Genomic DNA, 16,496 nt, shown 5'->3' on the forward strand with positions numbered 1-16,496 from the left:
ATACGCCCATCTCCACACCCCAGACGGTGTGGGTTAGTTTCATTTAGAAGAAGCACCGCAGGACTATGACTGGTCCCCTACGGCCTTCTTGGTCACCCGGCGATATCGCGAAGGGCGATTTCGCTCATGATGCGTTCCAGCACCTGATCGATGGACAACTCCGTGGAATCCAGCTGAATCGCGTCGACTGCCGGCTTGAGCGGGGCTACCGCTCGCTGGGTGTCGCGCTCATCGCGCACACGGATCTCATCTAGCAGACTCGACAGACTAACACCCTCGACTTTGCCCTTCAACTGCAAATATCGACGACGCGCTCGTTCCTCGGCGCTGGCGGTCAGAAAAATCTTCAACGGCGCATCGGGAAACACCACCGTGCCCATGTCCCGACCGTCGGCTACCAGGCCCGGCGCTTCCTGAAAAGCGCGCTGACGCTGCAGCAGCGCCTCGCGGACCGCGGGCAGCGCGGCAACCTGGGAGGCACCGGCACCGGCGGTTTCGGTACGGATGGCGTCGCTGACTTCATCGCCTTCCAGAATGATTCGCTGCAACTGACCGTCCGTCGCCGCGATGAACTGCACATCCAGATGAGCGGCCAGTTTCTTGAGCAACTCTTCATTGGTCAGGTCGACACCATGATTACGCGCCGCGAACGCCAGCAAACGGTACAGCGCACCGGAATCCAGCAGATTCCAGTTCAGGCGCCTGGCCAGCATCCCGGCGATGGTGCCCTTGCCTGAACCGCTAGGTCCGTCGATGGTGATGACAGGAGCAATATTGATCACGACTGAGCCTCTTGGGCAACGCGGATTCCAACCTGCGCACACAGCGCCAGGAAGTTCGGGAAGGACGTCGCGACGTTGGCGCAGTCATGGATGCGAATCGGCGCATTGGCGCGCAAGGACGCAACACTGAACGCCATGGCAATCCGGTGATCGCCGTGGCCATGCACTTCGCCGCCGCCGATCTGGCCGCCATCGATGATGATGCCATCCGGCGTGGGCTCGCACTTGACGCCCAGTGCCAACAGGCCATCCGCCATCACCTGGATACGATCCGACTCCTTGACCCGCAACTCTTCAGCACCACGCAGAATGGTCCGGCCCTCAGCGCAGGCCGCCGCAACGAACAGTACCGGGAACTCGTCGATCGCCAGTGGCACCAGCGCCTCCGGAATCTCGATACCTTTGAGTCTAGCCGCTCGCACGCGCAGGTCGGCTACAGGTTCGCCACCGACTTCACGCTGGTTTTCCAGGGTAATGTCTGCCCCCATCAGGCGCAGGATATCAATCACGCCGGTACGGGTCGGGTTGATGCCGACATGCTCCAGCACCAGTTCCGAACCCTCGGCAATCGAGGCCGCCACCAGGAAGAAGGCGGACGAGGAGATATCACCCGGCACTTCGATGTGAGTCGCGGTCAGCTTGTTGCCGGACTCGACCGAAGCGGTTGCCCCGTCAACGCTGACCGGATAACCGAAGCCGCGCAGCATGCGCTCGGTATGGTCGCGGGTCGGCGCCGGCTCGGTCACCGTGGTCTTGCCATCGGCATACAGCCCCGCCAGCAACAGGCAGGACTTCACCTGGGCACTGGCCATCGGCATGGTGTAGGTCAGCCCCTTGAGCTTGTGGCCACCGCGAATGATCATCGGCGGACGACCTTCAGCAGCGGTTTCGATCACGGCGCCCATTTCACGCAGCGGGTTGGCGACGCGATTCATCGGACGCTTGGACAACGATGCGTCACCGGTCAGGGTGCTGTCGAAGCTCTGCGCAGCCAACAGGCCAGACAGCAGACGCATCGAGGTGCCGGAGTTACCCAGGTAGATCGGACCAGGCGCCGGTTTCAGGCCATGCAGGCCGACCCCGTGAATGGTCACACGGCCATGGTGCGGGCCTTCGATCACCACACCCATGTCGCGGAAAGCCTGCAAGGTTGCCAGGGCGTCTTCGCCCTCGAGAAAACCTTCGACTTCGGTCACGCCTTCAGCCAGGGAGCCGAGCATGATCGAACGGTGGGAAATCGATTTATCGCCCGGTACACGAATCCGCCCAGTCAGGCGGCCACCAGGTTGTGCCAGGAAAATCAGGTCGTTGGAATTCATAGCGTCCACATAGGCCCGACGGGCCAGGATTTTACTGAAATGCTCGCGGGCAACCCGGGCGCGAGTGAATACGCCCAGCAATTGATGCCCATCCCCTGCATCGACCGCGTCGCGCAAGGCGTCGAGATCGCTGCGAAATGTATCGAGTGTACGCAGGACAGCCTCGCGGTTAGCGAGGAAGATGTCGTGCCACATGACCGGGTCGCTACCGGCGATTCTTGTGAAATCGCGGAAACCGCCCGCTGCGTAACGGAAGATCTCAAGATTTTCATTGCGCTTGGCCAACGAGTCGACCAGGCCGAACGCAAGCAGATGCGGCAGATGGCTGGTCGCCGCCAGCACTTCGTCATGACGCTCGACCTGCATGTGCTCGACATCGGCGCCCAGTTCGCGCCACAGCCGGTCGACCACCGCCAGGGCCGCCGGATCGGTCTGCTCCAGTGGCGTGAGAATGACTTTGTGTCGACGGAACAGCTGGGCATTGGAGGCTTCTACCCCGCTCTGCTCGGACCCGGCAATCGGATGCCCGGGAACGAAGCGTGCCGGCATGCCGCCAAACGCCTCGGTCGCGGCGCGTACCACATTGCCCTTGGCGCTGCCGACGTCCGTCAGGATCGCCCCGCCCAGCTCCATGCTCGCCAGCAACGCCAGCAGTTTTTCCATGGCCAGGATCGGTACCGCCAACTGAATCACATCGGCGCCGACACAGGCAGCAGCGAGATCGTCTTCACAACGATCCACCACCCCCAGCTCGACCGCCAGCTTTCGCGATTGCGGATCAAGATCGACCCCCACCACTTCACGGCACAGCCCGCTTTCACGCAGGCCCTTGGCAAAGGATCCACCAATCAAGCCGAGACCGACCACCACCAGGCGACCGATCACAGGTACAGCAGGTTGCACGGCAATCACATCAACCACGAGCCAGGACCTTGCTCAGCGCCTCGAGGAAGCGCTTGTTTTCCGCAGGCAGGCCAATGGTGATGCGCAAGTGATTCGGCATCCCGTAGTTGGCCACCGGGCGCACGATCACACCCTCACGCAGCAACCCCTGGAAGATCGGCGCAGCGACCTGCCCCAGGTCCACGCAAATGAAGTTGCCCCGGGAAGGAATCCAGCCCAGGCCCAATTCACGGAAACCCGCTTCAAGCTGCTGCATGCCGGATTCGTTCAGGCGACGGCTTTCGGCCAGGTACTCTTCGTCTTTCAATGCCGCACAGGCCGCGGCCAGTGCCAGGCTGTTCACGTTGAATGGCTGACGAACGCGGTTCAATACATCGGCAACCACCGCAGTCGACAAGCCGTAACCCACGCGCAACGCCGCCAGGCCGTAGGCCTTGGAGAAGGTGCGGGACACCAGCAGGTTCGGGTAGGCCGCGAGGAAGTCCAGGCCATCGGGCAGATCACTGCCTTCGGCGTACTCGATGTAGGCCTCGTCCAGCACCACCAGCACACGCTCAGGCACGTCCTGCAGGAACTCGCCCAGCGCCTCGGCACTGAACCAGGTTCCGGTCGGGTTGTTCGGGTTGGCGATAAACACCACGCGGGTGTTGCTGTCGATAGCCTCCAGCATGGCCGGCAGGTCATGCCCCCAGTCCCTGGCCGGAATCACTCGCGCACCAGCGCCCACCGCCTGGGTAACGATCGGATAGACCGCGAATGCATGCTCACTGAACACCGCATTGAGGCCCGGCGCCAGGTAGGCACGCGCGACCAGCTCCAGAATGTCGTTGGAGCCATTGCCCAGCGTCACCTGATTGAGCTCGACCCGGCACTGCTCAGCCAGCAGGGTTTTGAGGGCAAAGCCGTTGCCGTCCGGATAACGGGTCAGCTCGGCCAGCTCGTCGCGAATTGCCGCCAGCGCCTTGGGACTGGCGCCCAGCGGGTTTTCGTTGCTTGCCAGCTTGACGATGCCAGCCGGATCGATACCCAGCTCACGGGCCAGTTCGTCCACGGGCTTGCCCGGAACGTAAGGCGAAAGTTGTTGCACGCCCGGCTGTGCCAGAGCGAGGAAGTCGCCACTCATTGTTAACGCCCTTAGAGAACTGCCTTGGGGTAGGAACCCAACACTTTAAGTGCCACTGCTTCCTGACTGATTTTCTCCAGCACACCTTTTACCAGCGGATCGCGGTGGTGGCCGACGAAGTCGATGAAGAACACATAGGTCCACTTGCCACTGCGCGACGGACGGGTCTCGATGCGCGTCAGGTCGATGCCGTTGTCATGGAATGGCACCAGCAATTCGTGAAGCGCGCCCGGCTTGTTGCTCATCGACACGATGATCGATGTCTTGTCGTCGCCGGTCGGTGGCACTTCCTGGTTACCGATCATCAAGAATCGCGTGGAGTTATCCGGGCGATCCTCGATTTTCTCGGCCAGGCGGGTCAGGCCGTACAAGCCCGCGGCCATGTCACCGGCAATCGCTGCCGAATTCCACTCGCCCTTGACCCGCTTGGCCGCTTCGGCGTTGCTCGATACCGCCACGCGCTCGACGTTCGGGTAATGGGCATCCAGCCATTTACGGCACTGCGCCAGGGACTGGGCGTGGGAGTAAATACGGCTGATGCTGTCGGTCTTGGTGTTTTCACCGACCAGCAAATGGTGGTGAATACGCAGCTCGACTTCGCCACAGATAACCATGTCGTGTTCGAGGAAGCTGTCGAGGGTGTGGTTGACCGCACCCTCGGTGGAGTTTTCCACCGGCACCACGCCAAAGTTCACCGCACCGGCCGCCACTTCACGGAACACTTCGTCGATCGCTGCCATCGGCTTGCTGATCACCGCGTGACCGAAGTGCTTCATGGCCGCCGCCTGGGTGAAGGTCCCCTCGGGGCCGAGGTAAGCCACTTTCAGCGGCTGCTCGAGCGCCAGGCACGAGGACATGATTTCGCGGAACAACCGCGCCATCTCTTCGTTACCCAGCGGCCCCTGATTGCGCTCCATGACGCGCTTGAGCACCTGAGCCTCACGCTCAGGACGATAGAACACCGGCACTTCGCCTTCGGCCAGCGAGGCCATCTTTACTCGCGCGACTTCCTGGGCGCAGCGTGCACGCTCACTGATCAGCTCCAGGACCTTCTCGTCCAGAGCATCAATGCGCAGGCGCAGTGCCTTGAGTTCTTGCTCAGACATTAGCCATGTTCCTTCTCGAACTCTGCCATGTACGAAACCAGCGCGTTGACCGCGTTGATATCGACGGCGTTGTAGATAGAGGCACGCATGCCGCCTACCGAACGGTGACCCTTGAGATTCAACAGCCCGCGAGCCTCGGCACCCACCAGGAACGGCTTGTCGAGACGATCGTCAGCCAGACGGAACGGCACGTTCATCCACGAGCGGTCAGCCTTGTTGATCGGATTGCTGTACAGGCCGCTGGCATCGATGAAGCCGTACAGGGTGCGCTGCTTGACTTCGTTGAGCTTGCCGATGGCCTCGACACCACCTTGCTCCTTCAACCACTCGAATACCAGACCGGACAAGTACCAGGCCAGGGTTGGCGGGGTGTTGTACATCGAACCGTTGTCAGCCGCGACCTTGTAGTCAAGCATGGTCGGGCACAGCGAACGGGCGTGACCCAGCAGGTCTTCACGCACGATATTGACGACGATACCGCTCGGACCGATGTTTTTCTGCGCACCGGCGTAGATCATGCCGAAACGCGACACATCGATCGGACGCGACAGGATGTCCGAAGACATGTCGGCCACCAGCGGAATATCACCGGTTTCCGGAACCCATTGGAACTCCAGGCCGCCGATGGTTTCGTTCGGCGCGTAGTGTACGTAGGCTGCGTCTTGCGACAGCTTCCATTCGTTCTGACCGGGAATTGCGAAATAGTCGTAAGGCTTGGCGGTAGCAGCAACGTTGACGCGGCCGTAACGCGAGGCTTCTTCGATGGCTTTCTGCGACCAGATACCGGTATCGATATAGTCGGCCGAGCCGTTTTCCGGCAACAGGTTCAGAGGAATCTGAGCAAATTGCTGGCTGGCGCCGCCTTGCAGAAACAGCACTTTATAGTTCGAGGGGATATTCAGCAGATCACGCAGATCCTGCTCGGCCTTGGTGGCAATGGACACGAACTCATCACTGCGATGGCTCATTTCCATGACCGAGAGGCCTTTACCATGCCAGTCGAGCAACTCGGACTGGGCACGCAACAGGACAGCTTCAGGCAGCGCAGCGGGACCTGCGCAGAAGTTATAGGCTCGTTTGCTCACATCCACTCTCGCTATGCAATCACGGTAGCGGACAGAGCAAACACTCTGCCCTGCTACGATTTGGTTAGTCTTGCGGCTCTTCTTCGTCAGCTGCGTCGGCTTGCTGGCCTTCAACACCGTCATCCGGCTCGGCACCGGCATCGAGTACGACACCGTCAAGCTCGGCACTCTCTTCGCCTTCCAGCTCTTCGCCTTCGACTTCCGACGGTTCCTGGACCCGCTCCAGGCCTACCAGCGTTTCATCGCTGGCCAGCTTGATCAGGGTCACGCCCTGGGTGTTACGACCCAGGCTCGACACTTCGTCAACCCGGGTACGCACCAGGGTCCCCTGGTCGGAAATCAGCATGATTTCCTCACCGTCGAGCACCTGGACCGCGCCGACCAGACGGCCGTTACGGTCGTTGCTGACCATGGCGATAACGCCCTGGCCGCCACGCTTGTACTCAGGGAACTCGGTGATGGCGGTACGTTTGCCGAAACCACGCGCGGAAGCCGTGAGGATCTGGCTGCCTTCTTCCGGGATCAGCATGGAAATCAGTTTCTGGCCTTCCGGCAGGCGCATGCCACGCACACCACGAGCGGTACGACCCATGGCACGGACGTCGGACTCCTTGAAGCGAGTGACCTTGCCGCCGTCGGAGAACAGCATGACTTCACGCTCGCCATCGGTAATGGCAGCGCTGATCAATACGTCGCCTTCATCCAGCTCCAGCGCGATCAGGCCAACGCTGCGCTGACGACTGAAGGATTCCAGCGGGGTCTTCTTCACGGTGCCATTGGCGGTCGCCATGAAGATGTAGTGACCTTCGGTGTATTCCTCGACCGGCAGCATGGTGGTGATGTACTCACCATCATCCAGCGGCAGCAGGTTGACCAGCGGACGACCACGGGCGGCGCGGGAGGCTTCCGGAATTTCGTAGGTTTTCAGCCAGTAGACCTTGCCCTTGCTGGAGAACAGCAACAGCGTGGTGTGGCTGTTGGCGACCAGCAGGTGAGCAATGTAGTCCTCATCCTTGACGCCGGTTGCCGACTTGCCTTTACCGCCACGACGCTGGGCCTGGTACGCAGCCAATGGCTGGGTCTTGGCATAGCCACCGTGGGAAATGGTCACGACGCGCTCTTCTTCCGGGATCATGTCACCCAGGGTCAGGTCCAGGCGCGCATCCAGAATTTCAGTGCGGCGCACATCGCCGTATTCGGCACGGATCACTTCCAGCTCTTCGCGGATCACTTCCATCAGGCGCGTGGCGCTGTTGAGGATGCGGATCAGCTCGCCGATCTGGTTGAGGATCTCTTGATACTCGGCCAGCAGTTTTTCGTGCTCAAGGCCGGTCAGGCGGTGCAGACGCAGCTCCAGAATGGCTTGCGCCTGCTCTGGCGACAGGAAGTACTTGCCTTCGCGCAGGCCGTATTGCGGGTCGAGGTTTTCCGGACGGCAGGAATCCGCACCGGCACGTTCCACCATCGCCACCACGGCAGAGGATTCCCAAGGGGTGCTGATCAGCGCTTCCTTGGCTTCCGACGGGGTTGGCGAGGCCTTGATCAGGGCGATGACCGGGTCGATGTTCGACAGGGCAACCGCTTGACCTTCAAGGATGTGACCACGCTCGCGCGCCTTGCGCAGTTCGAACACGGTACGACGGGTCACCACTTCGCGACGGTGACGAACGAAGGCTTCCAGCAGGTCCTTGAGGTTCAGGATCCGCGGACGGCCGTCGATCAGCGCGACGATGTTGATACCGAACACCGCTTGCAGCTGGGTCTGGGCGTAGAGATTGTTGAGGATGACCTCAGGCACCTCGCCGCGACGCAGCTCGATCACGACGCGCATACCGTCCTTGTCGGACTCGTCGCGCAGTTCGGTGATGCCTTCGAGCTTCTTCTCCTTGACCAGCTCGGCGATCTTCTCGATCAGACGTGCCTTGTTCAACTGGTAAGGGAGTTCGGTGATGACGATCTGCTGACGGCCACCGACCTTGTCGATGTCTTCGATCATTGAGCGGGCGCGCATGTAAATGCGGCCGCGACCGGTACGGTAGGCTTCGATGATGCCGGCACGACCATTGATGATCGCGGCGGTCGGGAAGTCCGGACCCGGGATGTATTGCATCAGGTCGTCGACAGTCAGCTCGGGATTGTCGATGAGCGCCAGGCAACCGTCGATGACTTCACCGAGGTTGTGCGGCGGAATGTTGGTCGCCATGCCCACGGCGATACCGCTGGAGCCGTTGACCAGCAGGTTGGGAATACGGGTCGGCATGACCGCGGGGATCATCTCGGTGCCGTCGTAGTTCGGCACCCAGTCCACGGTTTCCTTGTGCAGGTCAGCCAGCAGCTCGTGCGCCAGCTTGGTCATGCGCACTTCGGTGTATCGCATCGCCGCGGCGTTGTCGCCGTCGACCGAACCGAAGTTGCCCTGGCCGTCTACCAGCAGGTAGCGCAGCGAGAATGGCTGCGCCATACGAACGATGGTGTCGTACACCGCGGTATCACCATGCGGGTGATACTTACCGATCACGTCACCGACAACACGGGCAGATTTCTTGTACGGCTTGTTGAAATCGTTACCCAGCTCGCTCATTGCGAACAGCACACGCCGATGCACGGGCTTCAAGCCATCGCGCGCATCAGGCAGTGCCCGCCCGACAATTACGCTCATCGCGTAGTCGAGGTAGGACTGTTTCAGCTCGTCTTCGATATTGACCGGGAGGATTTCTTTGGCCAGTTCGCCCATGAGAAGCCTGATTCCTTTTTCTGGTGAAACTTCGCCACATCCTGATGGGACCAACGAAGCTCGCCGCTGCAGGCTGAGTGCCATACACCGACTTACGACAAATCAACGAGTTAAGCCATGGATCTGCGCAGTAAAGACAACCTCGCGAGGCTGCCTTGGAAACCGCCGGATGTTATCACAAGAGCCGCCACGCACCTATCCCCCTGATGCGCATGGAGCATAGTTAGTTGACCGGTGACAGGCTTGAAGGGGATCAGAGGGGCTTAGAGCTGCTTTGAATGAAGAATCAGGGGCTGATTCAGGCTGACTCATTGGCTTTAGGGCCTCTTCGCGGGCACGCCCACTCCCACATCGATCGGTGACAATCACACAACCCGTGGGAACGCGCTTGCCCGCGAAGGCGACCTGGCAGGCGCCAAAGCCCTCAATGCAGACGCTTGCGGCACATCAGTTGCGCCATTTTCGCGGCATCGGGCCGCTCGACGATGCCTTTTTCCGTGACGATCACATCGATCAGGTCCGCCGGGGTGACATCGAACACCGGATTGAAGGCCTCGACATCCGCCCCCACCCGCTTGCCCCCCACATCCAGCAGCTCGCTGCCGTCACGCTCTTCGATGGGGATGTCCTCGCCACTGGCCAGGTTCATGTCAATCGTCGAACTCGGCGCCACGACCATGAAGCGCACGCCATGGTGCATGGCATTGACCGCGAGCTGGTAGGTGCCGATCTTGTTCGCCACATCACCATTGGCGGTAATGCGGTCCGCGCCGACGATCACCCAGGTAATGCCCTTGGTCTTCATGATGTGGGCGGCGGCGGAGTCGGCGTTGAGGGTCACCGGAATGCCTTCGTTGGCCAACTCCCATGCCGTCAGGCGCGAGCCTTGCAGCCATGGCCGGGTTTCGTCGGCATACACCCGCTCGACCATCCCCTCGATGAATGCCCCGCGAATCACCCCCAGCGCCGTGCCAAAGCCACCCGTGGCCAGTGCGCCGGTGTTGCAGTGCGTCAGAATGGCCTGGGCATTGCCCTGATGCTTGCGGATCAGGTCCACGCCCAACTGCGCCATGGTCAGGTTGGCCTCGCGATCGCTTTCGTGGATCGCCAGCGCCTCGGCCTCGAGGGCGGCCAATGGATCGGCGTGTTCCTTGAGTCGTTCCAGACGCTCGCGCATGCGGCCCAGCGCCCAGAACAGATTGACCGCGGTCGGTCGCGAATCGGCCAGCAGCGCGAAGTCTTCCTCCAGCGCCGCCTGCCAGTCGCCACCTTCGGCGAAGCGCGCACGCGCCGCCAACACCACGCCATAGGCGGCACTGATGCCGATGGCCGGCGCACCGCGCACCACCATGGCGCGAATGGCCTCGGCCACGCCCGCCGCACTGGTATAGGCGATCCAGCGCTCCTCGAATGGCAGAATGCGCTGATCCAGCAGGTACAGGGCGCCGTCCCGCCAATCGATGGCTTTCACTTTCTCGGCTGCCAACAGTCGATCGCGCATCCCTCACCCCGCACTCATGAACAAAAGCCGTCGATTATAGCGATCCCCCGGCGAAGACGCTCGGGTATACTTCGCCATCCTTTATAAAAGCACTGGACCAAACCCCCGATGCCGACCCCTGCCGCCGCGCTCGACCTGCTCTTGCTGCCGACCTGGTTAGTCCCTGTCGAACCTGCTGGCGTGGTGCTCAAGGAGCATGCCCTGGGTATCCGTGACGGGCGAATTGCCTTCATCGGCCCACGCAATGAAGCCCTGAAGCTTGAGGCAACCGAAGTCCGCGAACTGCCGGGCACGCTGCTCAGCCCCGGCCTGATCAACGCCCACGGGCATGCGGCGATGACCCTGTTCCGCGGCCTGGCCGATGATTTGCCCCTGATGACCTGGCTGGAACAGCACATCTGGCCGGCCGAGGGCAAATGGGTCGACGAAGCCTTCGTGCGCGACGGCACCGACCTGGCCATTGCCGAGCAGATCAAAGGTGGCATCACCTGTTTCTCGGACATGTATTTCTTCCCGAAAGTTGCCAGCGAGCGCGTACATAACAGCGGCATCCGCGCCCAGATCGCCATTCCGATCCTCGACTTTCCGATTCCCGGTGCCAGCGACGCGGATGAGGCCATCCGCCAGGGCGTCGAACTGTTCAGCGACCTCAAGCATCACCCGCGCATCAACATTGCCTTCGGTCCTCATGCACCCTACACCGTTGGCGACGAAAACCTCGAGAAAATCCGGGTGATCGCCGAGGAACTGGACGCCGCGATTCACATGCACGTTCATGAAACCGCGTTCGAGGTACAGCAGTCGACCGAACAGCGCGGCGAGCGACCATTGGCCCGCCTGGCACGCCTGGGCCTGCTCGGGCCACGCTTCCAGGCCGTTCATATGACGCAAATCAGCGAAGACGACCTGGCATTGCTGGTAGAAAGCAACAGCAGCGTCATCCATTGCCCGGAATCCAACCTCAAGCTGGCCAGTGGCTTCTGCCCGGTGGAGCGCCTGTGGCAGGCCGGTGTCAACGTCGCCGTCGGCACCGATGGCGCGGCCAGCAACAATGACCTGGACTTGCTGGGCGAAACCCGCACCGCCGCCCTGCTCGCCAAGGCCGTTGCCGGCTCGGCCACGGCGCTGGACGCCCACCGCGCCTTGCGCATGGCCACCCTCAACGGTGCCCGCGCACTGGGGCTGGAAACCGAAACGGGCTCGCTGGAAGTCGGCAAGGCCGCGGACCTGGTGGCCTTCGACCTGTCCGGCCTGGCCCAGCAACCGGTCTACGACCCGGTTTCGCAGCTGATCTATGCCACCGGCCGGGACTGTGTGAAACACCTGTGGGTGGCCGGCAAGCAACTGCTCGATGACCGGCGCCTGACGCGCCTTGATGAACAACGGCTGTGCGCCACCGCCACCACCTGGGGCCAGCGCATCAGCGGCCATCGCGAATAGAACGATCCCTTGAGATGAACCTCAAGGCTGACAGCAGCATTTTTCAGATTCAGAGGATTACCCATGAGCAACGTCGACCACGCTGAAATCGCCAAATTCGAGGCCCTGGCCCATCGTTGGTGGGACCGCGAAAGCGAGTTCAAGCCACTGCACGACATCAACCCTTTGCGGGTCAACTGGATTGACGAGCGCGTCAACCTGGCCGGCAAGAAGGTCCTGGACGTCGGTTGTGGCGGTGGCATCCTCAGCGAATCCATGGCCCAGCGCGGCGCCACCGTGATGGGTATCGACATGGGTGAAGCGCCACTGGCGGTGGCCCAACTGCACCAGCTCGAGTCCGGGGTAAACGTGGAGTACCGGCAGATCACCGCCGAGGCCCTGGCCGAGGAAATGCCCGGGCAATTCGACGTGGTCACCTGCCTGGAAATGCTCGAGCACGTACCGGACCCCTCGTCGGTGATTCGTGCGTGCTATCGCATGGTCAAGCCGGGCGGCCAGGTGTTCTTCTCGACCATCAACCGCAACCCGAAGGCGTATCTGTTTGCCATCGTCGGCGCGGAATACATCATGAAGCTGCTGCCTCGCGGCACTCACGACTTCAAGAAATTCATCCGCCCTTCCGAACTCGGCGCCTGGAGCCGCTCGGCCGGCCTGACCGTCAAGGACATCATCGGCCTGACCTACAACCCGCTGACCAAACACTACAAGCTGGCCAGCGACGTTGACGTCAACTACATGATCCAGACCTTGCGCGAGGAGTAAGCCCATGGCAATCAGAGCAGTTCTTTTCGACATGGACGGCACCCTGCTCGACACCGCTCCGGACTTCATCGCCATCTGCCAGGCCATGCTCGCCGACCGCGGTTTGCCGGCGATCCCGGACAAACGCATCCGCGACGAGATTTCCGGCGGGGCGAAAGCCATGGTCGCCGCGACCTTCATGATGGACCCGCAATCGCCAGGCTTCGAGGCGTTGCGCCTGGAGTTCCTGGAGCGCTATGTCGCCGGCTGCGCGGTGCACAGCCGACTGTTCGACGGCATGGCCGAACTGCTGGCCGATATCGAGAAGGCCAATCTGATCTGGGGCGTGGTCACCAACAAGCCGCTACGTTTCGCCGAGCCGATCATGCAACAGCTGGGGCTGGCCGAGCGCTCCGCCCTGCTGATCTGCCCCGATCATGTGAAGAACAGCAAGCCCGATCCGGAACCCTTGATCCTGGCGTGCCGCATGCTCGACCTGGACCCGGCCGACGTGCTGTTCGTGGGCGATGACCTGCGCGATATCGAGTCGGGGCGCGATGCCGGTACCAGGACCGCCGCGGTCACCTACGGCTACATTCATCCTGACGACAACCCAAGGCACTGGGGTGCCGACGTGGTCGTGGATCATCCGCTGGAGTTGCGCAAGGTGCTCGACAGCGCACTGTGCGGCTGCTGAGCACAGGGGCGTTGTGGCCTGGGTCGCGAAGCGGCCCCAGAATCGGCAACCGCACCCTGTCAAGCACACCGCATTAACCGAATTTACGACTGCTTCGCCCGAACGCGGACCGGCCGACGGGAGCAAGCTCCCTCGCCACGGGTTCGGTGCTTACCTTCTAGTTGAATTTGTTGTGAGGTTTTTTATGTTTGATTACTCCGCTCGCCCTGAACTGCTCAAGGACCGGGTCATCCTGGTCACCGGCGCCGGTCGCGGGATCGGCGCCGCCGCTGCGAAGACCTATGCCGCTCACGGCGCAACCGTGCTGCTGCTGGGCAAGACCGAAGCCAACCTGACCCAGGTCTACGACGACATCGAGGCAGCCGGTTATCCACAGCCCGCGGTGATCCCGTTCAACCTGGAAACCGCCCTGCCGCACCAGTACGACGAACTGGCCGCCATGATCGAAACCGAATTCGGTCACCTTGACGGCCTGCTGCATAACGCCTCGATCATCGGCCCGCGCACGCCACTGGAACAACTGTCCGGCGAGAACTTCATGCGCGTGATGCAAGTCAACGTCAACGCCATGTTCATGCTGACCAGCACCTTGTTACCGCTGCTCAAGCTGTCCCTGGACGCCTCGGTGATCTTCACCTCCAGCAGCGTCGGGCGTAAAGGTCGGGCCTACTGGGGCGCCTATGGCGTATCCAAGTTCGCGACCGAAGGGCTGATGCAGACCCTGGCCGACGAGCTCGATACCGTCGCACCGGTTCGCGCCAACAGCATCAACCCCGGGGCAACCCGCACCAGCATGCGCGCCCAAGCGTACCCCGGTGAAAATCCAGTCAACAACCCGACGCCGGAAGAGATCATGCCGGTCTACCTGTACCTGATGGGCCCGGACAGCACCGGCATCAACGGTCAGGCCTTCGACGCCCAGTAACGCCCTGAGCCACAGGGCTCTGCCGCGACGGCATTCCGTCGCGGCACGTTATTGAGCGCAGTCGGACCGCCATGGCCGTCAATCAAATGCCATCAATGCATTCGCGATTGTTCGTCACTGCAAATTAACAAACTGATTTTCAAAGACTTTTATCCAACTGAACCGAATGGCATGACTTTCGCTCTAATCCTGCATAAACATGCAGCGTGTGAGTGCTCGGGCAACCCCCAACACTTCAGCCTGGCAAAGCAGTCTGAACTCAAGCCAAATGTCCTGCGGGACTGATGGAACAGTATGACGCGCAACCCAATGCCGCTCTCACCCAGCCTGTAAGACAGCATCCTGCTTAGAGGCTCACGCCATATGAAATTTCCGCCCCAGACCAACGCAATTGACTTTGATAGCGCCAAATTGCAACGCCTGGGCTTTGGTCAAATTCCTCCCCTTCTGGAGCGCCCCGCCAGCCTGGGCCAGCTACGCCAGCAAATGGGCCTGCAACTGCAAACCAGCCTTGAGCCGCAGCGCATCCTGGGATTGTTTTTTCGCGAGGTCCAGCGCCTGGTCCCACTGGACGCCTTGCGCTTCCAGCACAAGGCCAGCGACCTTCGGCTGGAGTTCGGTCAGCGTGGGCATCACTCGATCACCTATAACCTGAGCCACGAAGGCCAGCATCTGGGTGAACTGGCGTTCCGTCGCAATCAGCGCTTCAGCGAACAGGATCAGGCCAACCTCGAGTCCTTGCTGTCGGCCCTGTTATTCCCGATGCGCAATGCCCTGCTCTATCGTGCCGCCACGCAAAGCGCACTGCGTGACCCATTGACGGGTACCGGCAACCGTATCGCCATGGATCAGACGCTGCAGCGCGAAATCGACATGGCCCGCAGGCACACGCAGCCGCTGTCGCTACTGATGCTCGACATCGATCACTTCAAGCGCATCAATGACACCCACGGCCACAGTGCCGGCGATGAGGTACTCAAGGCCGTCGCGAACTCGATCAAGAACCAGTTGCGCAACGTCGACATGGTATTTCGCTTTGGCGGCGAGGAGTTTCTGATCCTGCTGTCCAACACCAGCCGGGAGGCTGCAGCCATGGTGGGGGAACGCCTTCGGTATGCCGCGCAAGCCGAAGACTACCAGGCGGATGAGACGCTGATCGAACTGACCGTCAGCCTCGGGTGTTCAACGCTCCTGCCGGGCGAGTCCGCGCAAAGCCTGTTGCGGCGCGCCGACAGTGCGTTGTATGTGGCCAAGCGCGAGGGGCGCAATCGACTGGCGATGGCCGGTTGAGCCTTTCAGGAACCACTCAACGTCCATGTGGGAACGCCGCTCGGCGCGCCCCCACATGGACGACCGATCAGCTTTCGGCCAACGCCCTGCGCTCACGGACTGCCGGCGCCTTTTCCGAGCGTTCCCATTGCATGCAACGCTCCAGAAACAGGTACATGTAGTCGTAGCTTTTGCAGATCGCCTGACGCAGCTCGAACTGTAGCGTCTTGCTCGGGTTGAGACCTGCCAGGGTGCAAATGATCTCCAGTGCCTCCCACGGGTGGGCATCGTCATACTGAGCGTGCATTTTCAGCCACTTCATGGCGCGCTTGCGATCCTCTTCCGGGAACGCCGCGGCGTAGATCCCGTTGGAACACACCAGCGCCGACCACTCCCCGGTCGCCCCTTCGATGGCGTAGTTGGTCGCGGCAATGGCCACGATCAGCGAGTCCGCCGAACTGGTATGCCAACACCAATGACTCAGCGCATGGAGTTCGGGAGGCACCTGTTGCGCCTGCAAGTCATCCAGGCTGACACCATGCGCGCGGCTCCAGTGCACCCAGTAGTCGGCATGGTTGAGCTCAACCCGAATGTTGCGCATCAGCCAGCGCCGCGCCATGTCCTCGCCCGGATGGCGGGCGAAGCGGGTCTTGGTGAGGTTTTGCGCCATGTACAGGGCAAACTGTTCAACCACCGGCCAGCCGCCAATCAAGTACTGGCGCATGGTCCTGGCACTGAGTTTGTTATCACGCATCCGTTGATACAGTTCGTGTTCTACAATCCGGCGTTTACTCTCGCTGCAATCCTGGATCAGTTGCTGAGCCCAGGCAGGGTAACTTGCGGCTTCCATAAGCGGGCCGGATCTGGTGAA

General features: G+C 61.4%; 13 protein-coding genes. 5 read left to right on the top strand and 8 right to left on the bottom strand.

Annotated features, from left to right (window positions below; translation table 11 throughout):
• Positions 1–92 precede the first annotated feature (92 nt).
• From cmk to mtnA, 7 genes are all read right to left on the bottom strand, one after another.
• On the bottom strand, positions 93–782 hold the full coding sequence (gene cmk, locus CKW25_RS06145; RefSeq protein ID WP_095078304.1) for a (d)CMP kinase: 690 nt from the start codon (positions 780–782) through the stop codon (positions 93–95).
• Entirely contained in the window at positions 779–2,986 is a 2,208-nt protein-coding gene (locus CKW25_RS06150; protein ID WP_095078618.1) for a bifunctional prephenate dehydrogenase/3-phosphoshikimate 1-carboxyvinyltransferase, read from the bottom strand. The genes cmk and CKW25_RS06150 overlap by 4 nt, the downstream gene beginning before the upstream one ends.
• A 28-nt stretch (positions 2,987–3,014) precedes the next feature.
• Positions 3,015–4,127 carry a histidinol-phosphate transaminase gene (hisC, locus tag CKW25_RS06155; protein WP_095078305.1) on the bottom strand — a complete coding sequence of 371 codons (1,113 nt, stop codon included), beginning with the start codon at positions 4,125–4,127 and terminating at the stop codon, positions 3,015–3,017.
• 11 nt (positions 4,128–4,138) lie between these two features.
• On the bottom strand, positions 4,139–5,233 hold the full coding sequence (gene pheA / locus CKW25_RS06160; RefSeq protein ID WP_007939916.1) for a prephenate dehydratase: 1,095 nt from the start codon (positions 5,231–5,233) through the stop codon (positions 4,139–4,141).
• Positions 5,233–6,318, bottom strand: coding sequence for a 3-phosphoserine/phosphohydroxythreonine transaminase (gene serC, locus CKW25_RS06165; protein ID WP_095078619.1), 1,086 nt, complete (start codon positions 6,316–6,318; stop codon positions 5,233–5,235). Before serC ends, pheA begins: the two co-directional genes overlap by 1 nt.
• A gap of 64 nt (positions 6,319–6,382) precedes the next feature.
• Positions 6,383–9,052 carry a DNA gyrase subunit A gene (gyrA, locus tag CKW25_RS06170; RefSeq protein WP_095078306.1) on the bottom strand — a complete coding sequence of 890 codons (2,670 nt, stop codon included), beginning with the start codon at positions 9,050–9,052 and terminating at the stop codon, positions 6,383–6,385.
• 424 nt (positions 9,053–9,476) lie between these two features.
• Positions 9,477–10,553 carry an S-methyl-5-thioribose-1-phosphate isomerase gene (gene mtnA, locus CKW25_RS06175; protein WP_095078307.1) on the bottom strand — a complete coding sequence of 359 codons (1,077 nt, stop codon included), beginning with the start codon at positions 10,551–10,553 and terminating at the stop codon, positions 9,477–9,479.
• 108 nt (positions 10,554–10,661) lie between these two features.
• Here mtnA and CKW25_RS06180 point away from each other — a divergent pair, with 108 nt between their 5' ends.
• The 5 genes from CKW25_RS06180 to CKW25_RS06200 all read left to right on the top strand — a co-directional run bounded on the left by CKW25_RS06180 (position 10,662) and on the right by CKW25_RS06200 (position 15,646).
• A complete protein-coding gene (locus CKW25_RS06180; RefSeq protein ID WP_095078308.1) occupies positions 10,662–11,993 on the top strand; it encodes a TRZ/ATZ family hydrolase in 1,332 nt (443 codons plus the stop codon).
• A 63-nt stretch (positions 11,994–12,056) separates the two neighbouring features.
• A complete protein-coding gene (gene ubiG / locus CKW25_RS06185) occupies positions 12,057–12,755 on the top strand; it encodes a bifunctional 2-polyprenyl-6-hydroxyphenol methylase/3-demethylubiquinol 3-O-methyltransferase UbiG (protein ID WP_095078309.1) in 699 nt (232 codons plus the stop codon).
• A gap of 4 nt (positions 12,756–12,759) precedes the next feature.
• Positions 12,760–13,431 (top strand): N-acetylmuramic acid 6-phosphate phosphatase MupP, encoded by a 672-nt coding sequence (gene mupP / locus CKW25_RS06190; protein ID WP_095078310.1) that lies wholly within the window; start codon positions 12,760–12,762, stop codon positions 13,429–13,431.
• A gap of 184 nt (positions 13,432–13,615) precedes the next feature.
• The gene (locus CKW25_RS06195) at positions 13,616–14,356 is read left to right on the top strand and encodes a YciK family oxidoreductase (RefSeq protein ID WP_095078311.1); all 741 of its coding nucleotides are present in this window, start codon (positions 13,616–13,618) and stop codon (positions 14,354–14,356) included.
• A gap of 363 nt (positions 14,357–14,719) precedes the next feature.
• On the top strand, positions 14,720–15,646 hold the full coding sequence (locus tag CKW25_RS06200) for a GGDEF domain-containing protein (protein ID WP_095078312.1): 927 nt from the start codon (positions 14,720–14,722) through the stop codon (positions 15,644–15,646).
• Positions 15,647–15,713: 67 nt separating this feature from the next.
• On the opposite strand, the gene CKW25_RS06205 is transcribed toward CKW25_RS06200, so the two are convergent.
• Entirely contained in the window at positions 15,714–16,475 is a 762-nt protein-coding gene (locus tag CKW25_RS06205; protein WP_371854754.1) for a TenA family transcriptional regulator, read from the bottom strand.
• Between the last annotated feature and the right edge of the window lie 21 nt (positions 16,476–16,496).

It is taken from the genome of Pseudomonas sp. Irchel s3h17 (genome assembly GCF_900187505.1).
Lineage (GTDB): Bacteria > Pseudomonadota > Gammaproteobacteria > Pseudomonadales > Pseudomonadaceae > Aquipseudomonas.

Excerpts from the sequence above, each read along its gene's own strand:
- pheA (WP_007939916.1), bottom strand. The coding sequence starts at position 5,233 with ATGTCTGAGCAAGAACTCAAGGCACTGCGCCTGCGCATTGATGCTCTG.
- hisC (WP_095078305.1), bottom strand. The coding sequence starts at position 4,127 with ATGAGTGGCGACTTCCTCGCTCTGGCACAGCCGGGCGTGCAACAACTT.
- CKW25_RS06180 (WP_095078308.1), top strand. The coding sequence starts at position 10,662 with ATGCCGACCCCTGCCGCCGCGCTCGACCTGCTCTTGCTGCCGACCTGG.
- CKW25_RS06205 (WP_371854754.1), bottom strand. The coding sequence starts at position 16,475 with ATGGAAGCCGCAAGTTACCCTGCCTGGGCTCAGCAACTGATCCAGGAT.
- CKW25_RS06200 (WP_095078312.1), top strand. The coding sequence starts at position 14,720 with ATGAAATTTCCGCCCCAGACCAACGCAATTGACTTTGATAGCGCCAAA.
- gyrA (WP_095078306.1), bottom strand. The coding sequence starts at position 9,052 with ATGGGCGAACTGGCCAAAGAAATCCTCCCGGTCAATATCGAAGACGAG.
- ubiG (WP_095078309.1), top strand. The coding sequence starts at position 12,057 with ATGAGCAACGTCGACCACGCTGAAATCGCCAAATTCGAGGCCCTGGCC.
- mupP (WP_095078310.1), top strand. The coding sequence starts at position 12,760 with ATGGCAATCAGAGCAGTTCTTTTCGACATGGACGGCACCCTGCTCGAC.
- mtnA (WP_095078307.1), bottom strand. The coding sequence starts at position 10,553 with ATGCGCGATCGACTGTTGGCAGCCGAGAAAGTGAAAGCCATCGATTGG.
- CKW25_RS06195 (WP_095078311.1), top strand. The coding sequence starts at position 13,616 with ATGTTTGATTACTCCGCTCGCCCTGAACTGCTCAAGGACCGGGTCATC.